Source organism: Pseudomonas fulva NBRC 16637 = DSM 17717 (assembly GCF_000730565.1).
Classification (GTDB): domain Bacteria; phylum Pseudomonadota; class Gammaproteobacteria; order Pseudomonadales; family Pseudomonadaceae; genus Aquipseudomonas; species Aquipseudomonas fulva.
On record NZ_BBIQ01000006.1, the window covers coordinates 141,232 to 157,039 of the forward strand.

Below are 15,808 nucleotides of genomic sequence, written 5' to 3' on the forward strand. Positions count from 1 at the left end.
ACAGACGCCTTTTTTGCTGACTCCACCGCGTTATTGGAACCCGAAATGACCGACCAGACTACCCGCCTGCCAGTCCGCCGCGCCCTGATCAGCGTCTCCGACAAGACCGGTATCCTCGAATTTGCCCGTGAGCTGCAACAGCTCGGCGTCGAGATACTGTCCACCGGCGGCACCTACAAGCTGCTCAAGGACAACGGTGTCAACGCGGTGGAAGTGGCCGACTACACCGGCTTCGCCGAAATGATGGATGGCCGGGTCAAGACCCTGCACCCGATGATCCATGGCGGCATCCTCGGTCGCCGCGGCACCGACGACGCGATCATGAACGAGCACGGGATCAAGCCCATCGACTTGGTGGCGGTCAACCTGTACCCCTTCGAAGCCACGATCTCCAAGCCTGGCTGCGACCTGCCTACCGCCATCGAGAACATCGACATCGGCGGCCCGACCATGGTCCGCTCGGCTGCCAAGAACCACAAGGACGTGGCCATCGTGGTCAACGCCGGTGACTACGCCAGCGTCGTCGAGGGCCTGAAGGCCGGCGGCCTGACCTACGCCCAGCGCTTCGACCTGATGCTCAAGGCCTTCGAGCACACCGCAGCCTATGACGGCATGATCGCCAACTACATGGGCACCGTGGACCAGGCCAAGGAAACCCTGAGCACCGAAGCACGCGGCGACTTCCCGCGCACCTTCAACACCCAGTTCGTCAAGGCCCAGGAAATGCGCTACGGCGAGAACCCGCACCAGCGTGCGGCGTTCTACGTGGAAGCCAAGAAAGGCGAAGCCAGCATTTCCACTGCCGTGCAGCTGCAAGGCAAGGAGCTGTCCTTCAACAACGTGGCCGACACCGACGCGGCGCTCGAGTGCGTCAAGAGCTTCGTCAAGCCGGCCTGCGTCATCGTCAAGCATGCCAACCCGTGTGGCGTGGCCGTGGTGCCTGAAGACGAAGGCGGCATCCGCAAAGCCTACGACCTGGCCTACGCCACCGACACCGAATCGGCCTTCGGCGGCATCATTGCCTTCAACCGCGAGTTGGACGGCGAAACCGCCAAGGCCATCGTCGAGCGCCAGTTCGTCGAGGTGATCATCGCACCGAAGATCTCCCAGGCTGCCCGCGATGTGGTTGCAGCCAAGCAGAACGTGCGCCTGCTCGAATGTGGCGAGTGGCCAGCTGAGCGGGCTGCCGGCTGGGACTTCAAGCGAGTCAACGGCGGGCTGCTGGTCCAGAGCCGTGACATCGGCATGATCACGGCCGATGACCTGAAGATCGTCACCCAGCGTGCACCGACCGAGCAAGAGATCCACGACCTGGTGTTCGCCTGGAAAGTGGCCAAGTTCGTCAAATCCAACGCCATCGTCTATGCCAAGCAGCGCCAGACCATCGGCGTGGGCGCGGGCCAGATGAGCCGGGTCAACTCCGCCCGTATCGCCGCCATCAAGGCCGAGCATGCCGGCTTGCAGGTGCAGGGTGCCGTCATGGCTTCGGACGCCTTCTTCCCGTTCCGTGACGGCATCGACAATGCGGCCAAGGTCGGCATCAGCGCGGTCATCCAGCCAGGTGGCTCGATGCGTGACGCCGAGGTGATCGCTGCCGCTGATGAAGCCGGTATCGCCATGGTGTTCACCGGCATGCGCCACTTCCGCCACTGATTCACGGCAATCGGCCGCACCCAGGCAGGCAACTGCCGCGGTGCGACCTGGCACAGCGAGAGGCAGGGCCTCTCGCTCGACAGATCTAGAGGTTTTGACATGAAAGTTTTGATCATCGGCAGCGGCGGCCGTGAGCACGCCCTGGCCTGGAAAGTCGCCCAGGACCCACGCGTCGAAAAAGTCTTCGTGGCCCCGGGCAACGCTGGCACCGCCATCGAGGCCAAGTGCGAGAACGTCGCGATCGACGTCTGCGCCCTGGAGCAACTGGCTGATTTTGCCGAGAAGAACGTCGACCTGACCATCGTCGGCCCGGAAGCGCCCCTGGTCATCGGTGTGGTCGACCTGTTCCGCAGCCGTGGCCTGGACTGCTTCGGCCCGACCCAGGGCGCTGCCCAGCTGGAAGGGTCCAAGGCGTTCACCAAGGATTTCCTGGCCCGCCACAAGATCCCGACGGCCGACTACCAGAACTTCACCGAAATCGAACCGGCCCTGGCGTACCTGCAGGAAAAAGGCGCGCCGATCGTCATCAAGGCCGATGGCCTGGCCGCTGGCAAGGGCGTGATCGTCGCCATGACCTTGGCAGAAGCCGAAGCCGCCGTGCGTGACATGCTCGCGGGCAATGCCTTTGGGGAAGCAGGTTCACGCGTGGTCATCGAGGAATTTCTCGATGGCGAGGAAGCCAGCTTCATCGTCATGGTCGACGGCCACAACGTGCTGCCCATGGCCACCAGCCAGGACCACAAGCGCGTCGGCAATCAGGACAGCGGCCCGAACACGGGCGGCATGGGTGCCTACTCCCCTGCCCCGGTAGTCACTGACGACGTGCACCAGCGGGTCATGGACCAGGTGATCTGGCCGACCGTGCGCGGCATGGCCGAGGAAGGCAACGTCTACACCGGGTTCCTGTATGCGGGCCTGATGATCGACAAGGCGGGCAACCCCAAGGTCATCGAATTCAACTGCCGCTTCGGCGACCCGGAAACCCAGCCGATCATGCTGCGCCTGGAATCGAGCCTGGTGCTGCTCATCGAAGCGGCTTTTGCCAAGGCCCTGGACAAGGTCGAAGCGCAGTGGGACCCACGCCCCAGCCTGGGCGTGGTGCTGGCCGCAGGCGGCTACCCGGGTGACTACGCCAAGGGCGCAGCCATTTCGGGCCTGGAGGCGGCTGCGAAGCTCGAAGGCAAGGTGTTCCATGCAGGCACTGCCTTGAAGGACGGTGACGTGGTGACCGCTGGGGGTCGCGTGCTGTGCGCCACCGCCATGGGTGAAACCGTCGAGTCCGCCCAGCAGCAAGCCTATCGCCTGGCCGAGCAGATCACCTGGGACGGCAGCTTCTACCGTACCGATATCGGCTACCGGGCCATTGCCCGGGAACGTGCCGAGCAATAACCGCTTCACCGCTGTAATGTCGAGGCGCCCGGGCCCGTGCAGCCGGGCGCACGGCAACCGTCTTGTCGGCGTGCCCGCGGGCCTTGCCTTCAACTCGGCACGCCGCGCATAGTTAGCACCCCGCACATGGGCCAAGAAGGGATTTCGTAGTGCGCCGGCTCCGGATTGCCTCAGCGTTGATCGTCAGCTTGCTGACCCTGATCTGCATGCTCCCCGCGATGGCGGAACATGACAGTGGCTGGGCCCTGCTGCTCGACGAACAAGGCAACCTGCAACTGAGCGACGTGCGCTCGGACCGTTATCGCAACCAGTTCAGCCCGTTGGAGCTGGCTGAACTCGATGCAGCGCCCCCCGACCAGGCCCTGTGGCTGCATTATCGGCTAGAGCCTGGTGAGCAGGAACAATTGCTGCGCGTCTTCGCACCTGATCTGTCGGGTCTGGACCTGTATGCGCTGCAAGGCGACAAGCTGATACGCCACCTGCATCACGGCCGCCAAGCCGGCAGTGCCAACCCCACATTGCGCGGCAGCGACCACGTGCTGCCGTTGCCCAACAGCAAGCAAGGCCTGGATATCTACCTGCGCCTGGTATCGGAACACCAACTGCGCCCGGCCATCAGCCTGGAGCCTGCTGCGCGAGCCGCCGCCAACCAGACCCAGCCGTTGCTGTTCGGCATGCTGTTCGGTGGCCTGGTGATGCTGATCCTGCATAACCTGATTCGCTTCATCTACAGCCGCTCGAGCACTGCGCTGATCCTGGCGTTCTACCATGGCCTGATGTTGCTCAGTGGCCTGATCCTGCTGAACCTCAGCGGCCCATGGTGGCATGTGTGGTACAGCGCCCAGACGCCAGCGGCGTACCTTACGCTGGTACTGGCGGGGCTGGCTGGGCTGTATTTCACCCAGCACTTCTTCGCACCGCGCAACACGCCGCGCCTTAACCGGCTGTTGAGCGGCGAGATGCTGCTGGTGGGGGTGAGCGGGATCGTGCTGCTGTTCATCGATACCTTGCCGCTCAATCTCATGACCTATGCCTTGATGGCACTGGGCAGCGTCACGATGCTGGTGGTCAGCAGCTACCATTGGTACCGAGGTTACGCTCCGGCCCGTTTGTTCGGTCTGGCGATGATCATCTTCAACGTTGGCGGGCTGGTGCTGCTGCCTGCCTTGCTTGGGCTTACCCGCACCTCCACGCCTTGGTTGCTGTGCATTCTGTTGGGGCTGGCGGTGGCGAGCGGGCTGCTGTTGAACCTGGCGGTCAGCGACCGGCTGCGGCGTATCAACGAAGAGCGCTTCAGTGTCAGCCGCGCCTTGGCGGCCAGTGACGCCGAAATCAACGCCAAGGCCGAGTTTCTGGCCAAGATCAGCCACGAAATACGTACCCCCATGAATGGCGTGCTGGGCATGACCGAACTGCTGCTGGGCACGCCGTTATCGGTCAAGCAGCGCGATTACGTCCAGACCATTCACAGCGCGGGCAACGAGTTGCTCACATTGATCAACGAGATACTCGATATCTCCAAGCTCGAGTCCCGCCAGATCGAACTCGACGACGTCCAGTTCGACCTCAACGCGCTGATCGAAGACTGTTTGAACATCTTCAGGGCCAAGGCCGAGCAGCAGAACATCGAGCTGATCAGCTTCACCCAGCCCCAGGTGCCCCGCGTGGTCAGTGGCGATCCCACCCGCTTGCGTCAGGCGCTGTCGAGCCTGATGGAAAACGCGCTGAAAAACACTGACCAGGGGGAAATCCTGCTCGTCGTTGCACTGGACCAGCGCGGCGAGGTGCCCCGCTTGCGCATCGCCGTACAGGACAGCGGCGACCCCTTGCCGGCAGCCGATCGCGAGGCGCTGTTGCAGGCAGAACTGCACAGCAGGCATTTCCTGTCCAGCAATCGACTGGGCGGCCACCTGGGGCTGGTGATCGCCAAGCAGCTGATTGGCCTTATGCATGGGGAATTCGGCATCAAGAGCAGCACCGGCACCGGCAATACCTTGTGGCTGACCTTGCCGCTGGACCCAGCCTGCCTCGAGCAACCTCCGACCGACCTGGACGGACCGCTGCGCGACGCGCGGGTACTGGTGGTGGACGACAACGACACGTGCCGCAAGGTGCTGGTCCAACAGTGCAGCGCCTGGGGCATGAATGTCAGCGCAGTGCCTTCGGGCAAGGAGGCCCTGGCCCTATTGCGTACCAAGGCTCATCTTCGCGATTACTTCGACGCGGTGCTCCTGGACCAGAACATGCCCGGCATGACCGGCATGCAACTGGCCGCCAAGATCAAGGAAGACCCCAGCCTCAATCACGACATTCTGGTGGTCATGCTGACCGGTATCAGCAACGCGCCCAGCAAGATCATCGCGCGCAACGCCGGGATCAAGCGGATCTTGGCCAAACCGGTGGCTGGCTACACACTCAAGACCACCCTGGCCGAAGAACTGGCTCAACGCGGCCGCGAGCAGGCGCTGCCGGCGGCTGCACCCGGCCAGCCCCAGGCGCTCGACCTGCCCCCGCATTTCAGCGTGCTGGTCGCAGAGGACAACACCATTTCGACCAAGGTCATCCGCGGTATGCTCGGCAAGCTGAGCCTGCAGCCCGATACCGCGTCCAACGGCGAAGAAGCTCTTGAAGCGATGAAAGCCAAGCGCTATGACTTGGTGCTCATGGATTGCGAAATGCCAGTTCTGGATGGTTTCTCGGCAACCAGGCGCCTGCGCGAATGGGAAGCCGCCAACCAGCGCGCGCACACGCCCGTCGTTGCGCTGACCGCGCATATCCTTGCCGAGCACAAGGACCGCGCCAAGCAAGCCGGCATGGACGGCCACATGGCCAAGCCCGTCGAATTGTCGCAACTGCGAGAGTTGATTCAATACTGGGCCAGCCAGCAGCCGGCCAATGCCGATCAGGGCCTGGGTCCGGACGGCAGCTCGCCGCGCAACTAGAGCACCAAATTCCTGATGACGCGCTCGGCCGTTCGCGCAACACTGGCCTCTGCCCGGCGCCGATAATCCTCACGAAACCCTTGCAGATTGAAATGGATCACTTCCAGTCGCAGGTCTCTCACACTGATTCCGTTGCTCGCGCCCATGAACAGGAAGTCGCTGGCGCTTTTTTCCATCGAGACATCCATGTGCAGCAGCACCATGTCGATGAAGCCATTGGACTGCTGGGCGCAGGGCAATAACTGCACACGCGCTTGAGTGCCCACGATCGAATGGCTGCTGAACAGTCTCAGAGCCTTGTCATCACGACGTAAGGCCTCCAGCGCCTGGTTGGCCGCTTCGCCCAGACGGGCAGAGCCCGCTTGGCTGATATGCTCGATTGCCTGCGCAGCGAGGCTGCCCCGGTCAGGCCCCGGCCGCCGCCCTGCTGGCGCCAGCTTGCCATCGAAGCCCAGGGCAGCGAGGTTGCGCCAGTAATTCCTGAACCAGTCAGGTTCGAGACCGTCTTTCAAATCCCCCCATGCCACCTGCTGAGCAAAGGCGTTGGCCAGCAGTATGTCTGAACGTGCTTGCGGGCATACGCCTGGCAAAAAGACCAGCACACTGCTGTGTACCAGCTGGCCGGCGATCGATGATGCGTCGGTGTTAGTCATGGTTCGGCTCCTGCACGCTGATTTCGCTGCGATGAAGGGCGAGCTTGGCCTGAAGTTTTTTTGCAAGCCCCGGCCCGATGAGGTTCATACGCCTGGAATCGATCAAATACTGCCCTTGGAACTGCCAGCAGGCCGGCACCGCCGGAGGGTCGAACGATTGCCAGAGCCAGTCAGTATCAAGCGGCGCTCGACTTCCAAGGTTCAATTGAGTGCTGATGATGGAATAGTCAGGCAGCACCAGCCGAACCTCGGCATGCGCGTGGTTCAGGCAGGTGTCGCCAAGGGGTTCGCCAAGGTCACAGCGCCCCCCTATCCGGTTATCACATGTTTCATTGCTTGCGCAGGCTTCCAGACACTGCGCGACAGCTTCGCGAAGGTGGTGAGGCGTAGCCTGGAGAAGGCTGTCGCAAAGCATGGTCCAAGGCCTGAAAGCGGCAACCGGCACCATGGGTGTCGTTTGCGACCGTAGCGTGGCTAGCGTGCAGCCGAAACCGCTCTGCACACGTATGTATTCCTTGAGCCAGCTGTCCCCATCAACCCCTGAGACCCCGCCATTGCACGCGGCGAGGTAGGCCGCCAGCTGGATATTGAGCATGTCGAGCCTGCAGGACTCGCTGATGGTCTTGTCGACGAGCACCAGGCTGTTGCCATTGCGCCACACGCTGTAGTTATTTGACATTGATGCACCCTCCAGGCTCACCGAAGCCAAGGCTCCGGTGAGCCATACCGACAGGTTAGATTTCGAGGGCCAGCAACACTTCCAGGGCGTTGTCGTCGAGCTTGGTTTCAACAACGGCGCGTACTTTCTCGTACTGGCGCTGATCAAGGTTCAGCACGGCACCGCAGGCATAGTTGGTGGTGCCGCTGCTCTCCCATTTGGCCAACAGGTAGTTGGCTTTCTTGTCAGGCTTGGCATCGGTCTGGACTGCGCTCACCATCATGGCGACCTGGCCAGCACCGGTCTGCTCACACTTGTTCAGGCTCAGGCTGTTGCGGTCATCCTCCACGGACTTGCGGTCCAGCAGTTCGACATTCTTGGTGCTGGCAGCCAGTGCGGAAACGACGGTCTTGCCCAACCCTTCCAGCGCCGAGGCCACGTCACCAGTAAAGGCGCCATAGGCAGCTTGCAGCCCCTTGCCAACCAGGTTGCTGATTTCCAGGTGCCTGTCGCTCTGGGTAATGCGCTGAACATCAACGCGCGTGGGTGTCCAGCCCATCTTCGACATCAGGAACACGTACTGGTTGAACCAGGCCTGGGTTTCCTGGATCGGGTGGTGCTGCTTGTTGGCGCCTTGGGTAGCCAGGGCGTGGCAGGCCTTGGCCGCAGTACGGTTGGCCTCGCTCATGGTGTCGGGGAACACGAACAGGTTCATGTCAGGCAAGACTTGCAGTTCAAGGTTTTCTTTGTTGGTGGTCATGTCAAAGGCTCCAGTTAGGTCCGGTCGAAACCAGGTGGCTTCGGCCTTGAACCTAACCGCTCGACGCTGCTCATCCTGCGCCGAAACGCTTCCCCCTCGGATCGAACTACCGTGCTTCAGGGCTTGGCGCCATACCACCGTGGCGTGTAGACCCACTGCCCACCATTTGGGCGTTCGAACGTGCACGTGGTCGATGAGCCCACCAGCACCATGGTGCGCATATCGACCATTTCTGGCACCAGTTGGGCCAAAGAGACGACGCGCAACGTCTGCCCCGGCCTACCAATGTCACGGCCAAGGACTACAGGTGTATCAGCACCACGGTGCCGGCGTACGACGTCCAGCGCGGTCCCAAGTTGGTGCGGCCGTGCTTTGGAAATCGGGTTGTAGAAGGCCAGCACCAGATCGGCCTGGGCAGCGAGGTCCAGGCGTTTCTCGATGATCGACCAGGGCTTGAGATTGTCCGACAGCGACATCACGCAGAAGTCATGCCCCAGCGGCGCGCCAGCCTGTGCAGCCGTTGCCAAGGAGGCCGATACACCAGGCAGTATCTCCAGGTCGACAGCGTGCCAGGCAGCGTCCGTGGACGCGTGCAACGCCTCGAGCACCGCAGCGGCCATGGCGAATACGCCTGGGTCCCCCGATGACACCACCACCACCGAACGGCCACGCGCGGCCAGTTCGAATGCGTGCCGGGCGCGCTGCATCTCCTCACGGTTGTCGGTGCAGTGCAGCACCTGATCGTCCCGGAACGGCCCTGCCATTCGTACATAGGTTTCGTAGCCCAGCACATCCTCGGCCCGGGCCAGCTCAGCCTTGACCGCTGGCACCATCAGCTCCGCTGCGCCTGGCCCCAGACCGATGACCGCCAGCCGCCCGCGGCGACGGCCAACCTGAGCCACTTCGATCGGCGCAGGTGCCACGGCGATGACCACCTCACCCTGGCACTGCAACCGCGCATCGGGCAGTGCAGCGCCCACCATGCCAGCCACATCGTCGGGCCTTGCGGCAAAGCGCAATTCGACACCCAGCGCCTGCGCGGCAGCCTGCAACCGGGTGTCCGACATGGCCCGCTCATCGGCCAGCACGCAGGCCAGTGACGCCTGCGCAATACCGGCCTGCTGCAGCGCGTCACGAATCATCTGCAAATCGCCGCTTGCGACACCGACCACGACGGAGCGGGGATGAATCAACAGCTCGTCTCGGCTGGCGGGACGCGCCAGGTGGCCTACATGGATGGTGCGCTGCGCGGCATCACTGGCAGGCAACTGTGCCTGCGCCAGCCACGGCGCCTGACCCTCGATGCGAACCGGCTCCCCGGCCAGCAGGTCGGAAACGAAGCGCTTGCCTTGTTCCAGGTCCGCCAAGGCGTAACCCTGGGGCGGGTTGAGCAGGCACGTACCAAAGCGCAACTCGCCGCTGGTGGTGATGGCCGCTGACACACCCAGCGCCGAGGCCATGTCCCGTGCCATCTGGTTGACGCCACTGAGGCCACCGAGCAGGGGCACCACGGCGCTGCCGTCTTCTGCCACGGCCAGCACCGGCGGCTCGCTGCCCTTCTCCCCCAACAGGCTGGCCAGGCTGCGGATCACGATACCCGCAGCGCACAAGGCGATGATTGGCGTACCGCGCTGGTAAAGGCTGCGCAGCAGATCGCCAAAGGCGTTGTAATCCTGGTCTGCTCCCTGAACGCGCCCTTGCAGGCCGTGAATCGTGGCCTGGGCGTAGACCTGCTGAAGGCAACGGGCAGTGGCCAGGCTGCCCTGTCCCAGGATGACGATGGCCGGTGCTACCTGCGTGTTCAGCCCTGCCATTTTTCCCCCGGCACGATGATCAGCGAAAAATACGGCGAGGACTGTGGGTCAACCTGGTCCAGCGGTACGATTTTCTGGTTGGCCATGGTGGCGCGTTCCACATACAGCGCACGCGCGTGCAGGCCCAGCTCACCGAGCACCTGCCGCACCTTGGGGAAATTGCGCCCCAGTTTCATGATGACGGCCGCATCGGCGTCGGCCAGGCGGCGCTTGAGGTCTTCGGCCGGCAAGACGCCAGAGAGCACCGACAGGCTCTGGTTGCGATAGACCAGCGGTGCACCCAGCACCGAGGCTCCACCGAGCATGGAGCACACACCAGGAATCACCTGCGCTTCATAGCGCTGTGCCAGGCGGTCGTGCAGGTACATGTAGGAGCCATAGAAGAAGGGGTCACCCTCGCAGATCACCGCCACATCACGCCCTGCGTCCAGATGCTCGGCCACCTGTACGCTGGCTTCGTCATAGAAATCGCTGATCACCTGCTCGTAGGACAGGGGGGCGGGCAAGGATTCGGTGGTCACCGGATAGACCAGCGGCAGCAACGTCTGCTCGGGTTGCAGGTGCGCTTCGATGATGCCGAATGCGTTGCCGCGCTTGCCCTTGGCGACGAAGTAGCCGACCACGGGCGACTCGCGCAGCAGGCGCAGGGCTTTGAGCGTGATCAGTTCAGGGTCACCCGGCCCTACGCCAAGGCCGATCAGGCGTCCACGCGGGGCCATCACTCCACCTCCGTGGCCAGGGCATTCACGGCCGCGGCGGCCATGGCACTACCGCCCAGCCGCCCCTGCATGATCACGAAGGGCACGCCACGGCTGTCGGCCGCCAGCATGGCCTTGGATTCGGCAGCGCCAACGAAGCCGACGGGAAACCCCAGAATGAGCGCTGGACGCGGCGCGCCGGCATCGAGCATTTCCAACAGGTAGAACAACGCCGTCGGCGCGTTGCCGATCACCACCACGCTGCCTTCAAGGTGTGGGCGCCACAGCTCCAGGGCAACGGCGGAGCGGGTGTTGCCAGCGGCCTTGGCAAGGTCCGGTACGCTCGGGTCGCGCAAGGTGCAGATCACCGGGTTGTTCGCCGGCAGTCGTGCCCGGGTGATGCCCTCGGCGACCATGTGCGCATCGCACAGGATCGGTGCGCCACGTAGCAAGGCCTGGCGGCCCGCCTGGCCGGCGCCTTCGGAGAATTGCAGGCCATCGATCGCATCGACCATGCCGCAGGCATGGATCACGCGCACCGCAAGCTTTTCGAGGTCTGCGGGAATCCGCTCAAGTCGGGCTTCCTCACGAATGATCCGGAAGGAATTGCGATAGATCTCCTGACCATCGCGGATGTAGTCAATCATCAAGGTGCTCCGTCGGCAGGTCGAGCATGGCGCCTGCTTCATTCAAGGTAATGTCAGTGGCGCGCAGGGCGCCGAACCCCGGCAGGCGGGGATCACGCTGGTAAAGATCGTAGCGCCCGGGCGCGCAGGCCAGCAGCGTGGCCGGGGCGGTGTGGGCCAGGGCACAGGACCGGGGGCAGCCAGTAAGATGCACGCTGGCAGGCGCCCCGGGGCCCAATAATGCGGCCAATGCCACGGCGTCGGCCTTCGTCTCGCTCAAGGCCTTGGCACAGCCGCTGGCGCCGGTGCAGGCGCTGATGCGCACCAGGGGCTCGGCCGCGTGGCAGAGCAGCCCGACCGTCATCAGGCTGCGCTGCGCCTGGTCGAGGCCGCTGGGCGCCAGGTTGGGCAGCACCAGGCTCTGCCAGGGGGTCAAGCGCAGGCTGCTGTCGCCCTGTTCACGCGCGACACGCGCCGCCTCACGCAGCATGGCCGGGGTGAGCCGCCCCAGTGGCGGGGCCACGCCCAGCGCAACCCCACGCCGCTGAGGCAGTGCCCCCAGCCACGTCACCGGGCGAACCGGTCGGCACCAGCCCAGCACGGCGGGGTCTTGGCGCAACGCCACGCCAAGCCCACCGATGAAATCGGCTGCCGTGCAGGCCTGCAGCACATGCCGCATGCGCGACTGGGTTGGGGTGGCCAGGTCCAGAAAACGTTCGAGCACGGCGCGCACCAGGGTCAGGCCTTGGCTGAACGGCACCGCACCCAGTACGTCACCCTCACCAAGGCTGCCGGCCAGGCCGAATGCGAGCCAGGGCCGCTGCTCAAGCTCAAGCACCGAAAGCCACAGGTCGTGCGGGTGATCGAGCATGGCCAGGCGTTCACCAGCATCGAGCTGAAGGGCGAACTTGGCCGACAACGCGTGAAAGCGTGGCGTGCCCTCGAGCAGGTCGAGGATCTGCCCTGCCAGCGGCCTGACGTCCAGCACCCCCGCTGGGTCAAGCCCGGCCAGGGGGCTGAGCATCAGGTTGCGAACATCGTCGCCGGCCGCTTCACGCGGGCCCAGCCCAGCGGCGAGCAGCGCCGCTACCAGGCCCGGGTGATCAGGCCCCACGCCACGGATCTGCAGGTTGCCCCGGTTGGTGGCCTCGATCACACCGCCTGCGAAGCGCTCGGCGGCGCTGGCGACGGCCTCGGCCTGCTGGGCCAGCAACACCCCGCCCGGCAGCTTGATCCGGCAGATGCCGCCATCCAGGGCGCTGACGATGCGCCACAACCCCGGGCAAGCCGAGGGGCGAGGCGAACTGTAGGAAGCGTGAGGTGGCATCGCTGAGGTGTCCGGCAATCCGTGAAACTGCGCTTGAGTGGAGAAGGCGCGGTATTATGCCTGCTTTGGCCGCCCGCATGAAAAGCCGGTGGTCGAGCATCTTTCGGGTAAAGGCACAATTGGGCGTGCTGCACACGCACGAACTCTAGAGGTATCAATGGCACCCTGGCTGACGGTAGTAGGCATCGGCGAAGACGGTTTCAGCGGTCTGGGCAAACAAGCTCGCCGAGCGCTGCTCAGTGGCGCGCGGATTTTCGGCAGCCCCCGCCAGCTGGCCCTGCTGCCGCGTTGCGTGACCGGCGAACGGCTGCACTGGCCGAGCCCTTTTTCGCTCGCGCCCGTGCTTGCGCTGCGTGGCGCGCCTGTGTGCGTGCTGGCCAGTGGCGACCCGATGTTCTATGGGGTGGGCGCCAGCCTGGCGCGCCAGGTGCCTGCCGACGAGATGCAGGTGCTGTCGATGCCCTCCTCGTGCGCCCTGGCGGCTGCGCGCCTGGGTTGGGCGCTGCAGGACGTGCAGGTGGTGTCGCTGGTGGCAAGGCCTCTGGCCGCACTCAACGCGCACCTGCATGGTGGGCTGCGTCTGCTGGTATTGAGCAACGATGGAGACAGCCCGGCGGCAATTGCAGCGTTGTTACGCGAACGGGGTTTCGGCCCCAGCCGCCTGTGGGTCTTCGAACACCTGGGTGGCGAGGCTCAGGGCCAGTTGCACGGGCATGCATCCACGTGGCAGCACGGGCAAACGGCCGCGCTCAACCTGGTGGCCATCGAGTGCGTGGCAGCGCCCGAAGCGCCGCGCCTGCACCGTCTGGCAGGCCTGCCCGATGACGCCTACCGGCATGACGGCCAACTGACCAAGCGCGATGTGCGCGCCATCACCCTGGGCCGGCTGGCCCCGGAGCCTGGGCAGCTGCTCTGGGACGTGGGCGCGGGCTGCGGCTCGATCGGCATCGAATGGATGCGTGCACACCCGGCATGCCGCGCCGTGGCCATCGAGGCCGACGAGGGCCGTCAGGGGTTGATCGAGTACAACCGCGATGCCTTGGGCGTGCCTGGTCTGCACCTGGTGCGCGGCAAGGCCCCCATGGCACTGGACGGGCTGGAACCCCCGCATGCGGTGTTCATTGGTGGCGGAGTCACCCGTCCAGGGGTTCTAGCCCACTGCTGGTCCAGCTTGCGCCCAGGCGGACGGCTGGTGGCCAACGCCGTGACGGTACAAAGCGAACTGGCCCTGGCCCACTTCAAGGAGCAGCACGGCGGCGAACTGACCCGCATCCATGTTGCCCATGCCCAGCCCCTGGGTGCCTTCGATACCTGGCGCCAAGCATTGCCCATCACATTGCTCGACGTGGTCAAGCCGGCCGATGCGTGAAGAAACCCGCGAACAGGCCGCCCCGCTGCGCAGTGGCCTGACCACTGGCAGCTGCGCCACCGCGACCAGCCTGGCGGCAGCGCGTCTGCTGCTCACCGGTGCAGACAGCGACGCGGTGAGCATCACCCTGCCCAAGGGCAAGGTGGTGCAGATGCGCCTTGAGTTCTGCCGGCTGGTCGACGATTACGCCGAAGCAGGCACCCTCAAGGACGCCGGCGACGACCCGGACGTGACCCACGGTGCACTGCTGTTCAGCCAGGTACGCCTGCGTGTCCAGCCCGGTGTGCACTTCGTCGCGGGCGCAGGCGTGGGCACCGTGACCCGGCCGGGGCTGGTTCTGGCAGTGGGCGAACCGGCCATCAACCCGGTGCCACGGCGCATGATCACGGACCACCTGCAGGGCCTGGCCGTCGAATGCGGCTACACCGGCGGGTTCGAGGTCACCCTCAACGTGCGGGACGGTGAAGCCCTGGCGCTCAAGACCATGAACCCACGCCTGGGCATCCTCGGCGGCCTGTCGATCCTGGGCACCAGCGGTATCGTCCGCCCCTTCTCCTGCGCAGCCTACATTGCCTCCATCCATCAAGGTATCGATGTGGCACACACCAACGGCTACACCCACATCGCCGCGTGCACCGGCAACGCCAGTGAGGACACCATGCGTCGTGTCTACGGGCTGCCGGAAATCGCCCTGATCGAGATGGGCGACTTCGTGGGCGCGGTACTCAAGCACCTGCGCAAGGTCCCGGTGCCCCGCCTGACCCTGTGCGGAGGCTTTGGCAAGATCAGCAAGCTCGCCGCCGGGCACATGGACCTGCACAGCCGTCATTCGAGCATCGACCTGCCACAGTTGGCGGGCTGGGCGGCGGCAGGCGGGGCCGATCCGGCGCTTCAGGCAGCCATCGTGGCCGCCAACACCAGCCAGCAAGCCCTGGCGCTGGCCCATAGCGCGGGTGTGCAGTTGGGTGATGCCGTGTGCCAGCATGCCCTCGCCTTCGCCCGCAGCGTCGTGCCGGCGCAGGTCAGCGTCGAGGTGGTCGCCATCGACCGCCAGGGCGGCATCGTCGGCCGGGCGGGTCAGCCATGAACGCGCGCATTCTGTTGCTCGGCGGCATTACCGAGGCGCTGGCCATCGCGCGCCTGCTGGGCCCAGACCACATCTACAGCCTGGCCGGCATCGGCCGGGTGCCCGACGACCTGCAGTGCCAAATACGCGTGGGCGGCTTCGGAGGGACCGAGGGGCTGGCCCAGTACCTGCGTGAAAACGGCATCACACTGCTGGTCGATGCCACCCACCCCTATGCCGCCCGTATCAGCGCCAACGCGGCCAGCGCCGCGCAGCGTGTCGGGATTCCTTGCTGGGCCCTGCACCGTCCAGCCTGGCAGGCACAAGCGGGGGATGACTGGCGAGAAGTGGAAGACTGGCCGGCGCTGATGCAGGGCATTGGGCCTTATGCCCGACCGCTGTTCACCCTGGGTCGGGAACCCCTGCAACACCTGGACGCCATCCCGGATGGCCAGTTCTGGACCCTGCGCGCCTTGCAGGCCTGCCCTGGCAATGCGCGCTGCGAGGTGATCGGTGCACGCGGGCCTTTCGACCTGGACCAGGAACGTGCGCTGTTCATCGACCGGCGCATCGACGTTCTGATCAGCAAGAACAGCGGCAGCGTCGCCACCGAACCCAAGCTGGAGGTAGCCCGCGCGCTGGGTCTGCCGGTGTTCATTCTCAAGCGCCCGACATTGCCGATCACCGATCGGACGTTCCATGCCCTGCCGGAACTGGTAGCGGCCTTGTTTGCTTAGTGGCGAAAGCCCCTTGCATCGCGCCTAGTGGGGTTGGACTCCTACACACCCTTAGGCTTTTTCCGAGCGCCCGCAAGTGGCCATGTGTCGCAGTCCTGCCTTAAACTCGGGCGCCC

General features: G+C 64.7%; 13 protein-coding genes. 6 read left to right on the forward strand and 7 right to left on the reverse strand.

Annotated features, from left to right (window positions below; translation table 11 throughout):
* The first annotated feature begins 45 nt into the window (after positions 1-45).
* The 3 genes from purH to PFU01S_RS08695 all read left to right on the forward strand — a co-directional run bounded on the left by purH (position 46) and on the right by PFU01S_RS08695 (position 5,984).
* Positions 46-1,653 (forward strand): bifunctional phosphoribosylaminoimidazolecarboxamide formyltransferase/IMP cyclohydrolase, encoded by a 1,608-nt coding sequence (gene purH / locus PFU01S_RS08685; protein WP_027915274.1) that lies wholly within the window; start codon positions 46-48, stop codon positions 1,651-1,653.
* Positions 1,654-1,752: 99 nt separating this feature from the next.
* Positions 1,753-3,042 carry a phosphoribosylamine--glycine ligase gene (gene purD / locus PFU01S_RS08690; protein WP_028687165.1) on the forward strand — a complete coding sequence of 430 codons (1,290 nt, stop codon included), beginning with the start codon at positions 1,753-1,755 and terminating at the stop codon, positions 3,040-3,042.
* A 149-nt stretch (positions 3,043-3,191) separates the two neighbouring features.
* Positions 3,192-5,984 carry a hybrid sensor histidine kinase/response regulator family protein gene (locus PFU01S_RS08695; RefSeq protein WP_042139369.1) on the forward strand — a complete coding sequence of 931 codons (2,793 nt, stop codon included), beginning with the start codon at positions 3,192-3,194 and terminating at the stop codon, positions 5,982-5,984.
* Here PFU01S_RS08695 and PFU01S_RS08700 read toward each other — a convergent pair.
* The 7 genes from PFU01S_RS08700 to cobG form a co-directional block, all read right to left on the reverse strand.
* Positions 5,981-6,637 (reverse strand): hypothetical protein, encoded by a 657-nt coding sequence (locus PFU01S_RS08700; RefSeq protein ID WP_042139370.1) that lies wholly within the window; start codon positions 6,635-6,637, stop codon positions 5,981-5,983. The genes PFU01S_RS08695 and PFU01S_RS08700 overlap by 4 nt on opposite strands.
* A complete protein-coding gene (locus PFU01S_RS08705) occupies positions 6,630-7,337 on the reverse strand; it encodes a hypothetical protein (protein WP_146224453.1) in 708 nt (235 codons plus the stop codon). Before PFU01S_RS08705 ends, PFU01S_RS08700 begins: the two co-directional genes overlap by 8 nt.
* 34 nt (positions 7,338-7,371) lie before the next feature.
* Positions 7,372-8,055, reverse strand: a complete 684-nt coding sequence (locus PFU01S_RS08710) for a hypothetical protein (protein WP_027915277.1) — start codon at positions 8,053-8,055, stop codon at positions 7,372-7,374.
* A 116-nt stretch (positions 8,056-8,171) separates the two neighbouring features.
* Positions 8,172-9,869: a precorrin-3B C(17)-methyltransferase gene (gene cobJ / locus PFU01S_RS08715; protein ID WP_028687166.1), complete on the reverse strand. Its 1,698-nt coding sequence runs from the start codon at positions 9,867-9,869 to the stop codon at positions 8,172-8,174.
* Positions 9,857-10,588: a precorrin-2 C(20)-methyltransferase gene (locus tag PFU01S_RS08720; protein ID WP_027915279.1), complete on the reverse strand. Its 732-nt coding sequence runs from the start codon at positions 10,586-10,588 to the stop codon at positions 9,857-9,859. The genes cobJ and PFU01S_RS08720 overlap by 13 nt, the downstream gene beginning before the upstream one ends.
* Positions 10,588-11,214, reverse strand: a complete 627-nt coding sequence (locus PFU01S_RS08725) for a precorrin-8X methylmutase (protein ID WP_027915280.1) — start codon at positions 11,212-11,214, stop codon at positions 10,588-10,590. The genes PFU01S_RS08720 and PFU01S_RS08725 overlap by 1 nt, the downstream gene beginning before the upstream one ends.
* A complete protein-coding gene (gene cobG, locus PFU01S_RS08730) occupies positions 11,207-12,520 on the reverse strand; it encodes a precorrin-3B synthase (protein WP_028687167.1) in 1,314 nt (437 codons plus the stop codon). The genes PFU01S_RS08725 and cobG overlap by 8 nt, the downstream gene beginning before the upstream one ends.
* A 157-nt stretch (positions 12,521-12,677) precedes the next feature.
* On the opposite strand from cobG, the gene PFU01S_RS08735 reads away from it, so the two are divergent.
* From PFU01S_RS08735 to PFU01S_RS08745, 3 genes are read left to right on the forward strand one after another with little or no spacing between them, the layout of a single operon-like run.
* Positions 12,678-13,889, forward strand: a complete 1,212-nt coding sequence (locus PFU01S_RS08735; protein ID WP_027915282.1) for a bifunctional cobalt-precorrin-7 (C(5))-methyltransferase/cobalt-precorrin-6B (C(15))-methyltransferase — start codon at positions 12,678-12,680, stop codon at positions 13,887-13,889.
* A complete protein-coding gene (locus PFU01S_RS08740; protein WP_028687168.1) occupies positions 13,882-14,976 on the forward strand; it encodes a cobalt-precorrin-5B (C(1))-methyltransferase in 1,095 nt (364 codons plus the stop codon). Before PFU01S_RS08735 ends, PFU01S_RS08740 begins: the two co-directional genes overlap by 8 nt.
* A complete protein-coding gene (locus tag PFU01S_RS08745) occupies positions 14,973-15,692 on the forward strand; it encodes a cobalt-precorrin-6A reductase (RefSeq protein WP_028687169.1) in 720 nt (239 codons plus the stop codon). Before PFU01S_RS08740 ends, PFU01S_RS08745 begins: the two co-directional genes overlap by 4 nt.
* Positions 15,693-15,808: the final 116 nt, after the last annotated feature.